We start from the raw sequence: 17,829 nt of genomic DNA on the forward strand, positions 1-17,829 counted from the left end.
CACGGCCGTTCTCTTGATGCTGATAGCCTTCACGCCAGCGGCGGCGCAGACCGTGCCGCCAGCCGACGGGCCGATCACCTGCACCTCGCCGGTGTCGGTCGCGGACTCCGCCAAGGGCCTCATGCAGCGCTTTGGTCAGGAGGCGGTGATCGCAGATGATCTCTACACCGGTGTCGAGGACATCACCTACCGAGGCGTTACGCTTCTGCCGCACTCCCCTGAGTGGCGCATCGACGTGTTGTTCGCCGATGAAGCCATGAGCCGCGTCGCGCGGCTGACGTTGCGAGATGCCAAGACCAGTCATTGGAACGTGGCTGGGGTGACGATCGGCTCGACATTGGCCGAGGTTCAGAAGATCAACCGCAAGCCGTTTCTCATTACCGGGATCGACTCGGACTTCAGCGGCTTCGTCGTCAACTGGAAGGGCGGCGTGCTCGGTCGTCCGCTGCCGGGTGGGTGCGAAATCGTGGTGCGCTTCGGGCGGGGCAAGGATGGCAGGCGCGCGCCCGGTGGCGATCCGGTTGCATCCGACAACGCCACGATGCGTACATGGGGGCCGGTGGTCGAGCAGATCGAGGTTCGCTTCCCCGAGAAATAGCAGCTGCTGTGTTGACGAGCGGGCCTCATGGTTCGAGACGGCGCGCGGTTCTTTGTTCGTTCCTCCCACGTGCTGATGGGCGCGCGCCTCCTCACCATGAGGGGAAACAGCCGGGATCGGCACTGCACATTGACCATGAGTTCGCTGCCACCTTCCGACAGCAACCTCATGGAGAGGATGAAGCGCTGACGGTGGCGCCGCACAGCGGACCATCAACACGACGAGATCCATCCCCTCATCCTGAGGAGCTTGGCGAAGCCAAGCGTCTCGAAGGACGAGGCCCGTGATCTCTCTTCAACAAGCAACGCGCCACCAAACAAAAGGGCGCCCCGCGAGGGGCGCCCTGATGTCGTCTCCGCCGATCTGATCTGGCTTTAGCCCGAGTAGTACATGTCGAACTCGACCGGGTGCGGGGTCATTTCGAAGCGCGCGACCTCGGTCATCTTCAGCTCGATGTAGCTGTCGATGAAGTCGTCGTCGAACACGCCGCCGGCCTTCAGGAAGGCGCGGTCCTTGTCGAGGTTCTCGAGCGCCTCGCGGAGCGAGCCGCAGACGGTCGGGATCTGCTTCAGCTCTTCCTTCGGCAGGTCGTAGAGGTCCTTGTCCATCGCAGGGCCCGGATCGAGCTTGTTCTTCACGCCGTCGAGGCCGGCCATCAGCATCGCGGCGAAGCCGAGATAGGGGTTGGCGAGCGGATCGGGGAAGCGGACCTCGACGCGCTTGGCCTTCGGCGAGGAGGTGTAGGGGATGCGGCACGAGGCCGAGCGGTTGCGCGCGGAGTAGGCGAGCAGCACCGGCGCCTCATAGCCCGGGACCAGACGCTTGTAGGAGTTGGTCGACGGGTTGGTGAAGGCGTTGATCGCCTTGGCGTGCTTGATGATGCCGGCGATGTAGGACAGGCAGGTCTCCGACAGGTCGGAATACTTGTTGCCCGCGAACACCGGCTTGCCGTCCTTCCAGATCGACTGGTGGACGTGCATGCCAGAGCCGTTGTCGCCGTACACCGGCTTCGGCATGAAGGTGGCGGTCTTGCCATAGATGTGCGCGACCTGATGGATGCAGTATTTGTAGATCTGCATCTGGTCGGCCATCAGCGTCAGCGTGTCGAACTTCATGCCGAGCTCGTGCTGGGCGGAGGCCACCTCGTGATGGTGCTTCTCGACCTTGACGCCCATGCGGGCCATTGCGCCCAGCATCTCAGAGCGCATGTCCTGCACCGAGTCCTGCGGCGGGACCGGGAAGTAGCCGGCCTTGGTGCGGATGCGGTGGCCGAGATTGCCGCCCTCATATTCGGTGTCGGAATTGGTCGGGAGCTCCGAGGAGTCGAGGCGGAAGCCGGTGTTGTAGGGCGAGGAGCTGTAGCGGACGTCGTCGAACACGAAGAACTCGGCTTCGGGGCCGACGAACACGGTGTCGCCCACGCCCATCGACTTCACCATCGCCTCGGCCTTCTTGGCGATGCCGCGGGGGTCGCGATTGTAGGGCTCGCCGGTGGTCGGCTCGAGCACGTCGCAGGTGATGATCATGGTGGTCTCGGCGAAGAACGGATCGATCGTCGCGGTGACCGGGTCGGGCATCAGGCACATGTCGGATTCGTTGATCGCCTTCCAGCCGGCGATCGAGGAGCCGTCGAACATCGTGCCTTCGGCAAAAATATCTTCGTCGATCATGCTGACGTCGAAGGTGACGTGCTGCCACTTGCCCCGCGGATCGGTGAAGCGGAGGTCGACGTATTTGACGTCGTTGTCTTTGATTGCTTTCAAGACGTCCTTGGCGGTCTTCATGAATACCCCTCTTGGCTTGTAACGTCACGGCCCGGCGCGGGACGGCGTCCGCGGGTGATGCTCCATAGCCTCGCGCGGGGTCCAAGACAACATCGGAAACGCCAAAACGGCCGCCTGCAGGCGTCCCATGAAGGACGCCTGAGCTGCCATCGCTGCTGCTTTCGCAACAAATTTTCTCCATCCGAGGCTCGGGGCGGGGCGACCGTTCCAAGCCCCTCGCGGCGGGCTAGATCGCGTCCAGCCCCGATTCCCCGGTCCTGATGCGAATGGCTTCCTCGATGTTGGAAACGAAGATCTTGCCGTCGCCGATGCGGCCGGTCTGGGCGGCGCGGCGGATCGCCTCGATCGCGCGCTCGACCAGGTCGTCGCCGATCACGATCTCGATCTTCACCTTGGGCAGGAAGTCGACGATGTATTCGGCGCCGCGATAGAGCTCGGCATGGCCCTTCTGCCGGCCAAATCCCTTGGCTTCGGTGACGGTGATGCCCTGAAGTCCCACTTCCTGAAGCGCCTCCTTCACCTCGTCGAGCTTGAACGGCTTGATGATGGCTTCGATTTTCTTCACTGAGCGCCTCCCGGGCATTCCGCTATAAAAAACAGGTGGGTCATCGTCAGGCTGCGCCAACGCGCAGGTTGTTCGATCATTCGTTACCGGGCCCAACATGCTCCGGCGGAGGCACGGTGATTGACAGCCCGTCTTGCCCCGTGCCGAAGTGGCTCCACAAAAGCAGGGTCTATGCCAAGTCGTTAACGAGCCTGAATCGAGCGGATATCTGGGCCTTTGGTGCAGACCCGACGACTCCCCTTGGGGAGTGCCCAGAATACCGAAGCCTGCGAATTAGGCAAACAGGCCACAAGTTGTGCAGATGATGATGGGGCGTCTGCGGGCGGACCGAAATGCCCAGGGAAAAGGCGATGCTGCCGGTGTGGTCAGCCGTCCAATTCGACCGATCCGGTCTTTGGAACTTGCGGCAGGCGCAGCAATAGGAGAGGCAGGGGCCGGAGTCGGCCAGCGCGTCCGGGCGGGGCGCGCGGGCGGGATCAGGGCAGACAGGACGGGCAGCCGGCGCGACGTGGCGGCTGCAGGGGACATGAGCAGCAATGGACGTGTTGACCACGAGTGAAATGGAGCGCGCCGACCGGCTGACGATCGCAGCCGGCACGCCCGGCTTCTCGTTGATGCTGAGCGCCGGCCAGGCGGTGGCGGCCGCCGCCATGGACCTGGTCGAGGAGGGGCCGATCCTGGTCGTGTGCGGGCCCGGCAACAATGGCGGCGACGGTTTCGTCGCGGCGGCCGAGCTGGCGGCGCAGGGCCGCGAGGTCTCGGTGATCCTGATGTGCGAGCGCGATGCGCTGCAGGGCGACGCCGCCTCCGCCGCCAAGGGCTGGAAGTTTCCGGTGCTGCCGTTCACGCCGCAGGCGATCGGCAAGCCGGCCTTGATCATCGATGCGCTGTTCGGCGCCGGCCTCAGCCGGCCCGTCTCGGGCGAGCCGCACGAGGTGATCGCCGCGATCAACGCCAATGGCGCACCGGTGCTCGCGGTCGATCTGCCGAGCGGCATCAACGGCACCACCGGGGCGGTGATGGGCATCGCCGTCCGCGCCACCGAGACCGTGACCTTCTTCCGCAAGAAGCCGGCGCATCTGCTGCTGCCCGGGCGCCAGCATTGCGGCCAGGTCCGGCTCGCCGACATCGGCATCGATGCGCAGGTGCTCGGCGAGATCCGGCCGCAGCTGTTCGAGAACGATCCCGAGCTGTGGCACGGCCAGTTTCCGGTGCCGCGCATCGATGGCCACAAATATGCGCGCGGGCATGTGCTGGCGATGTCGGGCGATGTGGCGGCCACCGGCGCCGCACGCCTGGCCGCGCGCGCGGCGCTGCGGGCCGGCGCAGGCCTGGTCACGCTGGCCTCGCCGCGTGATGCGCTGATCGTCAACGCGGCGGCGCTGACGGCGGTGATGGTGCGCGCCGCCGACACCGCGATCGAGTTCGGCGAGCTGCTCGGCGACAAGCGCTATAACACCTGCATCATCGGTCCCGGCAGCGGCGTGAGCGAGCGCACGCGCGACCTCGTCTTCACGGCTCTGACGGCGCAGCGTCATCTGGTGCTCGATGCGGATGCGCTGACGAGCTTTGCCGATGCGCCGGAGCGGCTGTTCGAGCAGATCAGGGCGACGGCGGACGCGCAGATCGTGCTGACCCCGCATGAGGGCGAATTCCCGCGGCTGTTCTCGGATCTCAGCAACAAATATCCCGGCCGCTCCAAGATCGAGCGGGTGCGCGCGGCCGCCGCGCGCTGCGGCGCCGTGGTGCTGCTGAAGGGCGCCGACACCACCGTCGCCGCGCCCGACGGACGCGCCTCGATCGCCGCCAATGCGCCGCCCTGGCTCGCCACCGCCGGCGCCGGCGACGTGCTCGCCGGCATCATCGCGGGGCTATTGGCGCAAGGTGTGCCGGCGTTCGAGGCCGCCTGCATCGGCGTCTGGCTGCATGGCGAGGCCGGCTCCGAGGCGGGGCCGGGCCTGATCGCGGAGGACCTGACGGAGACGCTGCCGGCGGTGTTCCGGCGGCTCTATGACCGGTTCGGGATTGAGTATTGACGCGCTGTTGCCCAGCAAAGACTGTCATGCCCGCGCAGGCGGGCATCCAGTACGCAGCGGCCTATCGATTCAATCACCGGCGTCTCGGAGTACTGGATCGCCCGGTCAAGCCGGGCGATGACAGCTGAGGGTGTGGCAGTGCCGGTACAACTCACTTCCCGCTTTTCGCTCACGTGACCTGATACTTCGCCACCGCGCTCTCGTTCCACGCGAGCCCGAGGCCCGGGCCTCGCGCGGTCACCTTGCCGTCGATCACCTGCAGCGGCTGGCTGAGGATGGCGCCGGCGAAGTCGAGCACCTCGAGCCAATGCGCGGTCGGCGTCACCGCCAGCACATGCGCGCTCGCCTCCGGCAGGATGTGGCTCGACATCGGGATCGACGCCGCATCGGCTTGGCCCGCGACGTTGAGCCAGCCGGTGATGCCGCCGACCTTCATCAAATCGGGCATGATGAAGTCGGAGGCGCCAGCCGCGATCGCTTCGGCAAAGCCGCGTGGAAACCACCAGTTCTCGCCGGCCTGGATCGGAATCTCCGCGCGCTCGCGCACTTGCGCGTGGCCGGAGAGGTTTTCCTGCGGCACCGGCTCCTCGATCCAGGTCAGGTCGTAATCCGCAAGGCGCGCAATTCTGCGCGTGGCCTCAGCGGGATCGAGCGACTGGTTGAAGTCGAGCATCAGCGCCATGTCCGGGCCGAACAGGGCGCGCAGGCCGTTGATCATCGCCTCATCGGTGGCGAGATCGCCATGGCCGCCCTTGGTCTTGATGGCGCGGAAGCCGTGCTCGTCGCGCGCGCTGCGCAAGGTGCGCTCATCGGCCGCGGCATCGAGCACGCCATAGCTGTCATAGGCGGGGATCGGCCGCGCGCTGCCGCCGAGCAGCTCGACGACCGGCTTGCCCGCGATCTGTCCGAGCGCATCCCAGAACGCCATGTCGAGGCCTGACACGGCCATGCCGACCAGCCCCTGCCAGCCGAGCAGGCGGAATTTGGCGTCCATCAGCCGCATCAGATCGAACGGCACTAGCGCCTTGCCTTTGAGCTCGCTGCCGATCTCCTCGACCAGCAGCACCAGCGGCTTCAGCGCGAGCCTGGTGTAGGCGAAGAGATAGGAATGGCCGGTCACCCCTTGATCGGTCGTCACGTCGATCAGCACCAGCGGGCCGGAATCGATGATGCCGAAAGCGTTGCGCAACGGGCGCTTCATCGGGGTGACGACGGCGCGCGCGGTCACGCCGGTGATGGCGGCAATGGTCATGGGAGTTCTCCCTGGTTCGTTTCCTCACCTGACCTCATACCACCGCACGAGGCGCGGCGCCGCCCAATCGGTGGCGACACTCTCGATCAGGAATCGGCCGACGGTCTCGGCTGAAAACGCAATGCGCTGGGTCTGGCCGGGCTCCAGCGCCAGCGTATCTAGCCAATAGGGCTTCCAGCCGTCGTCCAGGCGGTCGAGCAGCCGGAACGGCTGGCCGTGCAGGTGAACGACCCGGGCGCCGCTCGCCTTGTTGGCAAGCGCCAGCACGACGACCCGGCCCGCCCGGGCCTGGAAGGCGGGCGGCGCGGACGCGTTGAATTGCGCAGGTGGCCTCCAGTCGGGGCCGTCGGGTGCGAGCTCGACGCGAACGGCCTTGCCGAGGTCCAGCCGGTCGGGCAATCCGTTCGACGGCAAGGCCGCTGGCGGGGGAAGCGGGGCGGCCCGCAATGGCGGTTCGTTCGACGGCGCCAGGCGGGCGATCGGCCGGGCGCTGGTGCCGTCGTGCAGCAGCACCGGCAGCGGCGCTTTCACGGCGGGCATGTCGATGAACACGTCGGTGCGGCCGCCCGGCGGCAGCAGCACGGCGCCGTTGCGCGCCAGGAACGGCTCGGCCGGCTGGCTGTCGATGGCCATCACCCGGACGGCGTCGATGTCGGCGATTTTGATCGCGATCACAGCGCGTTGGCAGCCATTGATGAACCTGAGCCTGACCCGCGCCTGGGCCCGCAGCGCGATCTCCGGCTGGATCTCGCCGTTGACGGTGTAGATCAGCTCGGCGTCCCCTGCCTCCGTTCCCGGTGCCAGGGCGGTGCCATCGGCTTTGAGCCTGACATCCTCGACCAGGAAAACCTCGTCGCGGTCGGCGGTTACAGGACCGGCCTCATCGACGATCAGAGGCAGCGGCCGGATCGGGGCTGCCGCGCCATCGGCCAGCAGACGCAGGTCGAGCAGCCCGGTCCCGGCTCCCCCCACCGCCGCCGCGACGCTGGCGCGGCCGCCTGGGCCAACTGGCTGCTGCACGATCAGCGGCGCAGCCATGGCGAGGCCGCGGCCGGAGAGAGCGGCCGGGATCGAAAGGCCGTTCGTCAGGGTCAGATCGAGCGCGGCGCCACGCGCCAGCCGCAGGACCGGAGCGCCTCCGGCCAGCCGCCAGATCCGGGTTGGCTGACGGCCGGGAGCAAGCGCGGCAGATTCGGCCCGCGCCTCCAAGGCGACGGACATCCGTTCGGCAGCCGTCACAATCCGTGGCCACGTGACGGTCCAGGCTGCGGCAAAGCCGCCGAGCAGCGTCCGGCGGCTGACCCCCTCCACAGGCTGCGTCATGCGACAAAACATTGTGCGTTGAGGGGGATGCGGATCACGTTGTTTTCCCTTATGTGTGCCGCGAGCTTGGCCGGTGGGCCGGCCGCGGGCGCTGTCGAAGGCCCATTTTTTTGCTGCGGAGAGTTTCGCGCGTGGTATAAGCCGCGCCGCCCGCGGCATCGCGGCCGGGCTATCGATGCAGTTCACGCGGGCGTGGCGGAACTGGTAGACGCGCTGGATTTAGGTTCCAGTGACGAAAGTTGTGGGGGTTCGAGTCCCTCCGCCCGCACCAAGCGCTTCCTCAGCGTTTGCCCCAAGTTTCACGGCGCATCCGCGCTCCTGCAATGGGAGAGCGGGGGCACCGATCCCACCGGCGCAAGGCTCGTTGCCGCGCGTCGTCCACAATTGAATCAGGTGTGTTCGGATCGCAAGGGTCCGGACCGTAGCGGAAGAAGATTGACGCCATGCAGGTCACAGAAACCTTGTCGGAAGGCTTGAAGCACGAGTTCCAGATCAGCGTTCCCGCGGCGGATCTCGACGCCAAGGCGGATGCCAAGCTGGTCGACCTGAAGGACAAGGTCCGCATCAACGGCTTCCGTCCCGGCAAGGTTCCGGTCGCGCATCTGAAGAAGATCTACGGCAAGTCGGTCATGGCCGAGACCATCGACCAGACCATCCGCGACACCAACACCCAGATCTTCACCGAGCGCGGCTTCCGCCTGGCGACCGAGCCGAAGGTGACGATGCCGACCGAGGAGGCCGAGGTCGAGAAAATCCTCTCCGGCCAGTCGGACCTCACCTACACCGTGGCCGTCGAGGTCGTGCCCGCGATCACGCTCGCCGACTTCAAGGCCTTCTCGGTGGAGAAGCCGGTCGCCGACATCACGGACGCCGATGTCGACGAGGCGATCAAGCGCCTGGCCGACGCCAACCGCAGCTACGCGGCCAAGGCCGAGGGCGCGAAGGCCGAGAGCGGCGACCGCGTGAAGATCAACTTCAAGGGGACGATCGATGGCGTCGCCTTCGACGGCGGCACCGGTGAAGGCATCGACGTCGTGATCGGCTCGAACACCTTCATCCCGGGCTTCGAGGATCAGCTGACCGGCATCGGTGTCGGCGAGACGCGCACGCTGAAGGTCTCGTTCCCGACCAACTATCTCAACAACGATCTGGCCGGAAAGGCTGCGGAGTTCGAGACCACGGCGACCGCGATCGAGGCGCCCGAAGCGAAGGTGGTCGACGACGAGTTCGCCAAGACGCTCGGCCTCGAATCGCTCGACAAGCTGAAGCAGTTGATGCGCGACCGTCTCGCCGGCGAGTTCAACCAGGCGACCCGCCAGCGCGTGAAGCGCGCGCTGCTCGACCGTCTCGACGAGACCCACAAGTTCGATGCGCCGCCGTCGCTGATCGACGAGGAGTTCAACCTGATGTGGAACTCGGTCAAGGCCGAGATGGACTCCAGCGGCAAGACCTTCGCCGACGAGAACACCACCGAGGACAAGGCGAAGGAAGAGTACCGCACGATCGCCGATCGGCGCGTGCGCCTCGGCCTCGTGCTCTCCGAGATCGGCGAGAAGAACAAGATCACCGTGACCGACGACGAGGTCAGCCGCGCCGTGATCGAGCGGGCGCGCTCGATGCCGGGCCGCGAGAAGGAGGTCTGGGACTTCTATCGCAGCAACCCGCAGGCGCTCGCGCAGCTGCGCGCGCCGATCTACGAGGACAAGGTCGTCGACTTCATCCTCGAGCTTGCCAACGTGACCGAGAAGAAGGTCTCCAAGGACGAGCTGTTCAAGGACGACGACAGCGACAAGGCGGCCTGATCGGGGCACCTCTGGTCGGGTTCGCGACATCAGCGCATGATTAAGGTTGACCGGCAAAAGCGCCGGTCAGCCTGGTTCCGACGCTGGCCGCCGCCGCGGGAATCAGCTTGAACAGGGCAACGACCTCGCTCGCGGTTGGCCAGAGGACCCGGTCTTGTCACCGGGAAATTGGTCCATATCTGTGGGCTCGGTCTTGAAGTTCTGCATCACGGGGCCACTGTCCGTCGCTGCTCGTTGAACGAGCCTCACCTGCGGCGGCCGGTCGTCTTCAACTGCTGGTCCAACCCTTGGGTGATTCATGCGCGATCCCGTCGAAACCTATATGAACCTTGTGCCCATGGTGGTCGAGCAGACCAACCGCGGTGAGCGCGCCTACGACATCTTCTCGCGCCTCCTGAAGGAGCGCATCATCTTCGTGACCGGTCCGGTCGAGGACGGCATGGCGACCCTGATCGTCGCGCAGCTGCTGTTCCTCGAGGCCGAGAACCCGAAGAAGGAAATCGCGATGTACATCAACTCGCCGGGCGGCGTGGTGACGTCGGGCCTCGCGATCTACGACACGATGCAGTTCATCCGTCCGGCGGTGTCGACGCTGTGCACGGGCCAGGCGGCGTCGATGGGCTCGCTGCTGCTCTGCGCCGGCCACAAGGACATGCGCTTCTCGCTGCCGAATTCGCGCATCATGGTGCACCAGCCGTCCGGCGGCTTCCAGGGCCAGGCGACCGACATCATGCTGCACGCCCAGGAAATCCTGAACCTGAAGAAGCGGCTCAACGAGATCTACGTCAAGCACACCGGGCAGCCCTACAAGTCGATCGAGGATGCGCTGGAACGCGACAAATTCCTCACCGCGGAAGCCGCCCAGGAGTTCGGCCTGATCGACAAGGTGATCGACAAGCGGCCGGAAGATCCGTCGGCCATGGGCAAGTGAGCCGACGCGAGTAAGACGAGGCCCGCTGGCCGGGCCTCGAGACGTCACGGCATTCCCTTTGTCGGCTCCAGCCGGCAAAGGTACCCGGGTGGGTCCCAAAAGGGCCGCAACCCTGCCGTGCAACTGGCAAACAGGCGTGGCAAACACGCAACGTTCGGCCGATTTTGCGTGTTCTTACCGTGTCAAGCCCCAAAATCACGGTAATGTCACGGTCTAGGGTCTGTCCTCCGATTAGCGAATTCTTGATAGTCGGATGACAGCATGATTGGCTAGAGTGTCCAGTTATGGATCGTTGGGGGATTCGCGCAAGTCGTGGGTGCACGACGGGTGAAGAACAAGGTCTTAATTTTGGTACGAAATTTGCTCTTTCAACAGTCCAGTCCGGCCGATGCCGGATCGGAGCGAACGAGCGGACAAGAGCGAACCGCGGACGGAGACAGGAATGAGTAAGGTCGGCACGGGCGACTCGAAGAACACGCTATATTGCTCGTTCTGCGGCAAGAGCCAGCACGAAGTCCGCAAACTGATCGCAGGTCCAACCGTCTTCATCTGCGACGAGTGCGTCGAACTGTGCATGGATATCATCCGCGAGGAGAACAAGTCCTCGCTGGTCAAGTCGCGCGACGGCATTCCGACGCCGAAGGAGATCTGCAAGGTCCTCGACGATTACGTGATCGGCCAGAACCATGCGAAGAAGGTGCTCTCGGTCGCCGTTCACAACCACTACAAGCGGCTGAATCACCAGACCAAGCACTCGGACGTCGAGCTCGCGAAGTCGAACATCCTGCTGATCGGTCCGACCGGCTCGGGCAAGACGCTGCTGGCGCAGACGCTCGCGCGCATCCTCGACGTGCCGTTCACGATGGCGGATGCGACGACGCTGACCGAGGCGGGCTATGTCGGTGAGGACGTCGAGAACATCATCCTGAAGCTGCTGCAGGCGGCCGACTACAATGTCGAGCGTGCGCAGCGTGGCATTGTCTACATCGACGAGATCGACAAGATCAGTCGCAAGTCTGACAATCCCTCGATCACCCGCGACGTGTCGGGCGAGGGTGTTCAGCAGGCGCTGCTCAAGATCATGGAAGGTACGGTTGCGTCGGTTCCGCCGCAGGGCGGCCGCAAGCATCCGCAGCAGGAGTTCCTGCAGGTCGACACCACCAACATCCTGTTCATCTGCGGTGGTGCGTTCTCCGGCCTCGAGAAGATCATCTCGGCGCGCGGCCGGTCGACCTCGATCGGCTTCGCCGCCCAGGTGCTGGCGCCGGAAGACCGCCGCACCGGCGAGATCTTCCGTCACGTCGAGCCGGAAGACCTGCTGAAGTATGGCCTGATCCCGGAGTTCGTCGGCCGTCTGCCGGTCGTGGCGACGCTCGAGGATCTCGACGAGAACTCGCTGAAGAAGATCCTGACCGAGCCGAAGAACGCGCTGGTGAAACAGTACCAGCGGCTGTTCGAGATGGAGAACATCGAGCTCACCTTCGCCGACGAGGCGCTGGGTGCGGTCGCCCGCAAGGCCATCGAGCGCAAGACTGGCGCGCGCGGTCTGCGGTCGATCCTCGAGAGCATTCTGCTCGAGACGATGTTCGACCTGCCGGGTCTCGAAGGGGTCGAGGAAGTGGTCATCTCGCGGGAGGTGGTCGAAGGCACCGCCCGTCCGCTCTACATCTATGCCGATCGTTCCGATCGCGCCGTGGAAAGCAGCGCCAGCGCGTGATCCGCGCTGGTACGATAGACAGACGACCTTGTTTCATCAGATTGGCGATCGCTGCGGACGTTGCGTCCGCAGCCTCGCAGCGTTTCAGCGTCCCGCCGCGTAAAGCCATATTTGGCGGGTGTTTTCCGATACTTGACACCCCCCGGGTCGATAGCCACCTAATGTCGCGTGGCGTTACAAATCTCAATCCCGGGATTCGCCTCACCAAACGATCCGAAACCAGCGGGCGATTTCGACGCCTCAGTGAAGTCCGGATCAGATCGCACCTTGTGGCGGTTGCGCACGATGGCGGGCTGCGTGCAAGGGGGCAAAACAAAAGGAACAGGCCATGACGACCCCTAAACCCCGGCCGACCATCGTTTACGGCGAGAGCCACGCCTATCCGGTGCTGCCGCTCCGCGACATCGTCGTCTTCCCGCACAACATCGTGCCGCTGTTCGTCGGCCGCGAGAAATCGATCCGCGCCCTCGAAGAGGTGATGAAGAACGACGCGCTCGTGATGTTGGCGACGCAGAAGAATGCGTCCGATGATGATCCAGCTCCGGATGCGATCTACGAGACCGGGACGCTCGCCAGCGTGCTGCAACTCCTGAAGCTGCCCGACGGCACCGTGAAGGTGCTGGTCGAAGGCCTGGAGCGCGCGCGCGTCGAGAAATACACCGATCGTGCCGACTACTACGAAGCCACCGCCGTCGCGCTCGAGGACACCGATGCCAAGTCGGTCGAAGCCGAAGCGCTCGGTCGCTCCGTCGTGTCGGACTTCGAGAGCTATGTGAAGCTGAACAAGAAGATCTCGGCTGAGGTCGTCGGCGTCGTTCAGTCGATCACCGATTTCGGCAAGCTGGCCGACACCGTCGCTTCGCATCTCGCCGTCAAGATCGCCGATCGCCAGGGCATCCTGGAGACGCTGTCCGTCACCACGCGCCTGGAGAAGGTGCTGGGCCTGATGGAGAGCGAGATTTCGGTGCTGCAGGTCGAGAAGCGCATCCGCTCGCGTGTCAAGCGCCAGATGGAGAAGACCCAGCGCGAGTACTACCTGAATGAGCAGATGAAGGCCATTCAGAAGGAGCTGGGTGACGAGGACGGCCGCGACGAGCTCGCCGATCTGGAAGAGCGCATCAACAAGACCAAGCTCTCCAAGGAAGCGCGCGAGAAGGCGCAGCACGAGCTGAAGAAGCTGCGCCAGATGTCGCCGATGTCCGCCGAAGCGACCGTCGTGCGCAACTACCTGGATTGGCTGCTGTCGATCCCGTGGAACAAGAAGTCCAAGGTGAAGAAGGATCTGGAGGCCGCGCAGGCGGTTCTGGATGCGGATCACTATGGGCTCGAGAAGGTCAAGGACCGCATCGTCGAGTATCTGGCAGTGCAGTCGCGCGCCAACAAGCTGACCGGCCCGATCCTGTGCCTGGTCGGACCTCCCGGCGTCGGCAAGACCTCGCTCGGCAAGTCGATCGCGAAGGCCACGGGCCGCGAATTCGTTCGCGTGTCGCTAGGCGGCGTGCGCGACGAGGCCGAGATCCGCGGTCATCGCCGGACCTATATCGGCTCGATGCCCGGCAAGATCATCCAGTCGATGCGCAAGGCCAAGACCTCGAACCCGCTGTTCCTCTTGGACGAGATCGACAAGATGGGCTCGGACTTCCGGGGTGACCCGTCGTCGGCGCTGCTGGAGGTCCTCGACCCCGAGCAGAACACGACGTTCAACGATCACTATCTGGAGGTCGACTACGACCTGTCGAACGTGATGTTCATCACGACCGCGAATACGCTCAATATTCCCGGGCCGCTGATGGACCGCATGGAGATCATCCGCATCGCGGGCTACACCGAGACCGAGAAGGTCGAGATCGCCCGCAAGCATCTGATCCCGTCCGCGCTGTCCAAGCACGGTCTGGATTCGAAGGAATGGTCGATCGACGACGATGCGTTGCTGCTCGTGATCCGGCGCTACACCCGCGAGGCGGGCGTGCGTAACCTGGAGCGTGAGATTTCCACACTGGCCCGCAAGGCCGTGAAGGAGCTCATGATGTCCAAGAAGAAGTCGGTGAAGGTCACCGAGAAGGCCGTCGAGGAATTCCTGGGTGTGCCGAAGTATCGCTTCGGCGAGATCGAGCAGGACGACCAGATCGGCATCGTGACTGGCCTCGCCTGGACCGATGTGGGCGGCGAGCTGTTGACCATCGAAGGCGTCATGATGCCCGGCAAGGGCAAGATGACGGTGACGGGCAATCTGCGCGACGTCATGAAGGAGTCGATCTCGGCTGCGGCGTCCTACGTCCGCTCGCGGGCGATCATCTACGGCATCGAGCCGCCAATGTTCGATCGCCGCGACATCCACGTCCACGTGCCGGAGGGGGCGACCCCGAAGGACGGTCCGTCGGCGGGTGTTGCGATGGCCACTGCGATCATCTCGGTCATGACGGGGATTCCGATCCGTCACGACGTCGCGATGACCGGCGAGATCACGTTGCGTGGTCGCGTGCTGCCGATCGGTGGTCTGAAGGAGAAGCTGCTGGCCGCGGCCCGCGGCGGCATCAAGACGGTGCTGATCCCCGAGGACAACGCCAAGGATCTCACGGAGATCTCCGATGCGATCAAGGGCGGCATGGAGATCATTCCGGTCTCCCGTCTCGACGACGTCGTCGCCCGGGCCCTGGTCCGCAAGCCGGTGCCGATCGTCTGGGAAGAGGACACCAAGGTGCCCGTCAAGGGCGACGGCGACGAAGCCGCCGGTGGCCTGACGGCCCACTGAACGAACAGATCCAGGAAACGGCGCCCGAGAGGGCGCCGTTTTCATTTGTGGGATCGCGACGTCAGGAAGTTTCCAGACGATCGGCCGAGCGCCCATGCCGCGGTGGTTTTCTCCCTGCCGCCGTGTGGTTCCGGCGTTGATTGCAGGTCGGGCAGGGGGTAAAGAGGCGCAGCGCGGGGGCGGTCCGGGACACCGGATGCAACGCTCGACGTGCTGCAGGACGGGCGGTTAGCTCAGCTGGTTAGAGCATCTCGTTTACACCGAGAGGGTCGGGAGTTCGAATCTCTCACCGCCTACCATCCCGGCAGGGCCAATGCCCGCTCATCGAACAACAGCTATTCAGTCGCGCGTTTCTCCAAGCTGACCGCAATCCGCTCGAGCAGCGTGTTCATGCGCTGGGTTTCCGCGATCTGCCGCTCATAGTGTTCGTGCAGGTCGGTCGACATCTTCGTGACATTCATTCGTTTGCTGAAAGCGAACCAGACCGCGATCAGGCTCAAAAACGGCAGCCACGAAAAGAACAGGTCGATCCACTGGTTCTTCATGCTTACTCTTCAACCCCCACGTGCTGTTGCTTCCCGCAGGCTGACGTCTCGCCTGCAACCCTCACTGCCAGTCGCCGCAAATTCGTGTGGCGATTGGCTGTGCTTCCGTTACCCTGCTGCGTGGACCGAGGTCGAGGCAAATACATGACCGACTTTCTGCGCCATTGTGCTGGAGGCGCTGAGCGGACGATCAGCGCAGGTGTTGCCCTCCTGGAAGAGGGCGGCAACACCGGCCATCTCTACATCCTGCTCGAAGGCCGGCTGGAGGTGATCAAGGCCGGTGCCTCCGTCGCCGTCGTCTCGGAGCCGGGCGCGCTGTTCGGCGAGATGTCGCTGCTGCTGGAGCAGCCGCACACGGCGACGGTGCGCGCATTGGCCGAGTGCCGGATCTACGAAATCCCCGATGCGCCGCGCTTCCTTGCCGAAAATCCCGAGGCGACGCTGTCGATCGCGCGCATGCTGGCGCAGCGGCTCAACGTCGCCAACACCTATCTCGCCGATCTCAAGCGGCAATATTCCGGCCATGGCAGCCATCTGTCGATGGTCGGCGATGTCCTGCAGAGCATGATCAACCTGCCGCCGCAGCAGGTCGTGCCAGGAACGGATCTGGAATCCGATCCACGGCTCTGAGCCAGTCCGGCGCCACGGTCACGGGCTGGGCCGGCCGCTGCAGCGGGCTGGCGAGATCGATCCACTCGGCTTGCCCCGCCGCCAGCCAGAAGGCCTGCTGCGCGTCGCTGTCGAGCACCATGTAGGTCGGCGGCCGTCCGGGCTGCCGCCCGGTGTTGAACACCCAGGTCTCACCCAGGCGATCGAACCACGAGCCGTCCTTGATGAAGGGCGACTGGTGGACGTGACCGGAGATCACGATATCCGGCCGATGACGCGCGATGAAGCCTTGCAGCTCGGTGTCGCCGAAGAAGCGCTTGCCGCCCCAGCTGACCGGCGAATCGGCCGGCGGCGCATGATGCACCCAGATCCTGCGTGCGGCTGTCCGGGCCGCTGCGGCATCGAGCTGGCGTTCGATCGCGGCCTTGACGACTGGACCATCCCACCACGGGCAGACCGAGAACAGCGTATCGCCCACCAGGAGGTCGTCGCCGTCGGCGGCGATTCCGAGCTCGCGGACGGTGCCGATCCAGGCCGCGATCTTCTCGCCCTGCGCGCTGCGCTCCTCCAGATCATGATTGCCCGAGCAGATCATCACGCGCGTCTTGGCGGCCAGCAGCGCCAGGTATTTCTTCACGACCACGATCTGCGCGCGGATGTCGACGATCGAAGCCAGATCGAGCGCATCGCCGGCGAACACCACCGTGTCGAAATGATCGGCCGCGGCGACCAGCCAGTCGAACTGCGGCAGCGTGTAGTGAAGATCGGCAACGATGAGACAGCGCATGACGACTCCAATGGCCTCCGATGCAAATCAGAGACCGCAGGGTCTTTCAAGAACGGCGGACGGCCGAGAGGCGGCGCCTGCAGCCGGGCACCGCTGCTCGCGCGGCATATGCGTGCCGGCTCGGCCGGTGTCAGCCGGTGATCGGGTCGCCCGCGTCTCAGTTCTTGTGCAGGGCCGCCATCGCGCTCGTGCCTTGACAGGTCAGTCCGCGGCGTGCGGCGATGCCGGCGCCGGCAACGATAACAGACAAGGCGCATCATGCAGCTGCCCTCAGGCCACGACCGTAACGCCGACCAGATCGCCTATTGGAACGGGCCGGGCGGCCAGCGCTGGTCCGATCGCCAGGAGGCGCAGGACGTCCTGTTGGCGCCGGTGTCGCAGATCCTGATCGAACGCATCGCGGCCAAGCCCGGTGATCATGTGCTCGATATCGGCTGCGGCTGCGGCGGCCTGGCGATTGCCCTGGCGCAGCAGGTGGCGCCGGGCGGACATGTGCTTGGCGTCGACATCTCCGCGCCGATGCTCGAGCGGGCGCGTGCGGTGGCGCCTGCGGGGCTTCCTGCCGAGTTCGTGCTGGCCGACGCCACCGTGCATCCGTTCCCGGCGGCGAGCTTCGACCTCATGGTCTCGCGCTTCGGCGTGATGTTCTTCGCCGATCCCGTGATCTCATTCGCCAACATCCGCCGCGCGCTGAAGCCGGGCGGCCGCGTCGTGTTCGCCTGCTGGCGCGAGCCGAAGGCCAACCCCTGGATGATCGCGCCGCTGCAGGCGGTGTATCGCCACGTGCCGAAGCTGCCGGAGATGGCGCCGGAGGATCCCGGCCCGTTCGCCTTCGCAGCCGAATCGCGGGTGACGCGCATCCTGAGCGAGGCTGGCTTCGGCGACGTGGCGCTGGAGGCCCACGCGCTGTCGCTCGACATCGCGCGCGGGCAGGGGCTCGACGCGGCCGTGCAGTCGGCCTTCGAGATCGGCCCAGCCAGCCGCGCGCTGGAGGGCCACCCGACTGAGACGCGCGAGGCGGCGCGCGCATCCGTGCGAGACCTGCTTGCGCAGTACCAGGATGGCGGCAGCGTCACGCTGTCCGGCTCGATCTGGCTGGTGACGGCGCGGGCCTGAGGCCCTCGCCGG

Annotated in this window: 14 protein-coding genes and 2 tRNA genes; 10 read left to right on the plus strand and 6 right to left on the minus strand. The window is 65.2% G+C overall.

Features of this window, described 5'->3' with window-relative positions:
- The first annotated feature begins 16 nt into the window (after window positions 1-16).
- Window positions 17-598 carry a hypothetical protein gene (locus QQL87_RS03765; RefSeq protein WP_284418702.1) on the plus strand — a complete coding sequence of 194 codons (582 nt, stop codon included), beginning with the start codon at window positions 17-19 and terminating at the stop codon, window positions 596-598.
- Between the two features lie 374 nt (window positions 599-972).
- On the opposite strand, the gene glnA is transcribed toward QQL87_RS03765, so the two are convergent.
- Window positions 973-2,382, minus strand: coding sequence for a type I glutamate--ammonia ligase (glnA, locus tag QQL87_RS03770; RefSeq protein ID WP_284418703.1), 1,410 nt, complete (start codon window positions 2,380-2,382; stop codon window positions 973-975).
- A gap of 226 nt (window positions 2,383-2,608) precedes the next feature.
- On the minus strand, window positions 2,609-2,947 hold the full coding sequence (locus QQL87_RS03775) for a P-II family nitrogen regulator (RefSeq protein ID WP_009027873.1): 339 nt from the start codon (window positions 2,945-2,947) through the stop codon (window positions 2,609-2,611).
- Between the two features lie 536 nt (window positions 2,948-3,483).
- On the opposite strand from QQL87_RS03775, the gene QQL87_RS03780 reads away from it, so the two are divergent.
- Window positions 3,484-4,983: an NAD(P)H-hydrate dehydratase gene (locus tag QQL87_RS03780; protein ID WP_284418704.1), complete on the plus strand. Its 1,500-nt coding sequence runs from the start codon at window positions 3,484-3,486 to the stop codon at window positions 4,981-4,983.
- A gap of 169 nt (window positions 4,984-5,152) precedes the next feature.
- Here QQL87_RS03780 and QQL87_RS03785 read toward each other — a convergent pair whose 3' ends face one another.
- On the minus strand, window positions 5,153-6,235 hold the full coding sequence (locus QQL87_RS03785) for an enolase C-terminal domain-like protein (RefSeq protein WP_284418705.1): 1,083 nt from the start codon (window positions 6,233-6,235) through the stop codon (window positions 5,153-5,155).
- 24 nt (window positions 6,236-6,259) lie between these two features.
- Window positions 6,260-7,570 (minus strand): multicopper oxidase domain-containing protein, encoded by a 1,311-nt coding sequence (locus QQL87_RS03790; RefSeq protein ID WP_284418855.1) that lies wholly within the window; start codon window positions 7,568-7,570, stop codon window positions 6,260-6,262.
- Between the two features lie 174 nt (window positions 7,571-7,744).
- Between QQL87_RS03790 and QQL87_RS03795 the strand changes: the two genes are divergently transcribed.
- The 6 genes from QQL87_RS03795 (at window position 7,745) to QQL87_RS03820 (ending at window position 15,059) form a co-directional block, all read left to right on the plus strand.
- Window positions 7,745-7,829, plus strand: a tRNA-Leu gene (locus tag QQL87_RS03795).
- A 172-nt stretch (window positions 7,830-8,001) separates the two neighbouring features.
- Entirely contained in the window at window positions 8,002-9,360 is a 1,359-nt protein-coding gene (gene tig, locus QQL87_RS03800; protein ID WP_284418706.1) for a trigger factor, read from the plus strand.
- 298 nt (window positions 9,361-9,658) lie between these two features.
- Window positions 9,659-10,291, plus strand: a complete 633-nt coding sequence (locus QQL87_RS03805) for an ATP-dependent Clp protease proteolytic subunit (RefSeq protein WP_284418707.1) — start codon at window positions 9,659-9,661, stop codon at window positions 10,289-10,291.
- Window positions 10,292-10,733: 442 nt separating this feature from the next.
- Entirely contained in the window at window positions 10,734-12,008 is a 1,275-nt protein-coding gene (gene clpX, locus QQL87_RS03810; RefSeq protein ID WP_284418708.1) for an ATP-dependent Clp protease ATP-binding subunit ClpX, read from the plus strand.
- 328 nt (window positions 12,009-12,336) lie between these two features.
- Window positions 12,337-14,760, plus strand: coding sequence for an endopeptidase La (lon, locus tag QQL87_RS03815; protein WP_284418710.1), 2,424 nt, complete (start codon window positions 12,337-12,339; stop codon window positions 14,758-14,760).
- A gap of 222 nt (window positions 14,761-14,982) precedes the next feature.
- Window positions 14,983-15,059: transfer RNA gene (locus tag QQL87_RS03820), tRNA-Val, on the plus strand.
- Between the two features lie 36 nt (window positions 15,060-15,095).
- Here the strand turns inward: QQL87_RS03820 and QQL87_RS03825 are convergent.
- The gene (locus tag QQL87_RS03825; RefSeq protein WP_284418711.1) at window positions 15,096-15,305 is read right to left on the minus strand and encodes a hypothetical protein; all 210 of its coding nucleotides are present in this window, start codon (window positions 15,303-15,305) and stop codon (window positions 15,096-15,098) included.
- 144 nt (window positions 15,306-15,449) lie between these two features.
- Between QQL87_RS03825 and QQL87_RS03830 the strand changes: the two genes are divergently transcribed.
- Window positions 15,450-15,935, plus strand: a complete 486-nt coding sequence (locus QQL87_RS03830) for a Crp/Fnr family transcriptional regulator (RefSeq protein WP_284418712.1) — start codon at window positions 15,450-15,452, stop codon at window positions 15,933-15,935.
- Here QQL87_RS03830 and QQL87_RS03835 read toward each other — a convergent pair.
- Window positions 15,874-16,701: a metallophosphoesterase family protein gene (locus QQL87_RS03835; protein ID WP_284418713.1), complete on the minus strand. Its 828-nt coding sequence runs from the start codon at window positions 16,699-16,701 to the stop codon at window positions 15,874-15,876. The genes QQL87_RS03830 and QQL87_RS03835 overlap by 62 nt on opposite strands.
- Window positions 16,702-16,959: 258 nt before the next feature.
- Between QQL87_RS03835 and QQL87_RS03840 the strand changes: the two genes are divergently transcribed.
- Window positions 16,960-17,817, plus strand: a complete 858-nt coding sequence (locus tag QQL87_RS03840; RefSeq protein WP_284418714.1) for a class I SAM-dependent methyltransferase — start codon at window positions 16,960-16,962, stop codon at window positions 17,815-17,817.
- The last annotated feature ends 12 nt before the right edge of the window (window positions 17,818-17,829 follow it).

The organism is Bradyrhizobium sp. SSBR45G (assembly GCF_030159255.1).
Lineage (GTDB): Bacteria > Pseudomonadota > Alphaproteobacteria > Rhizobiales > Xanthobacteraceae > Bradyrhizobium.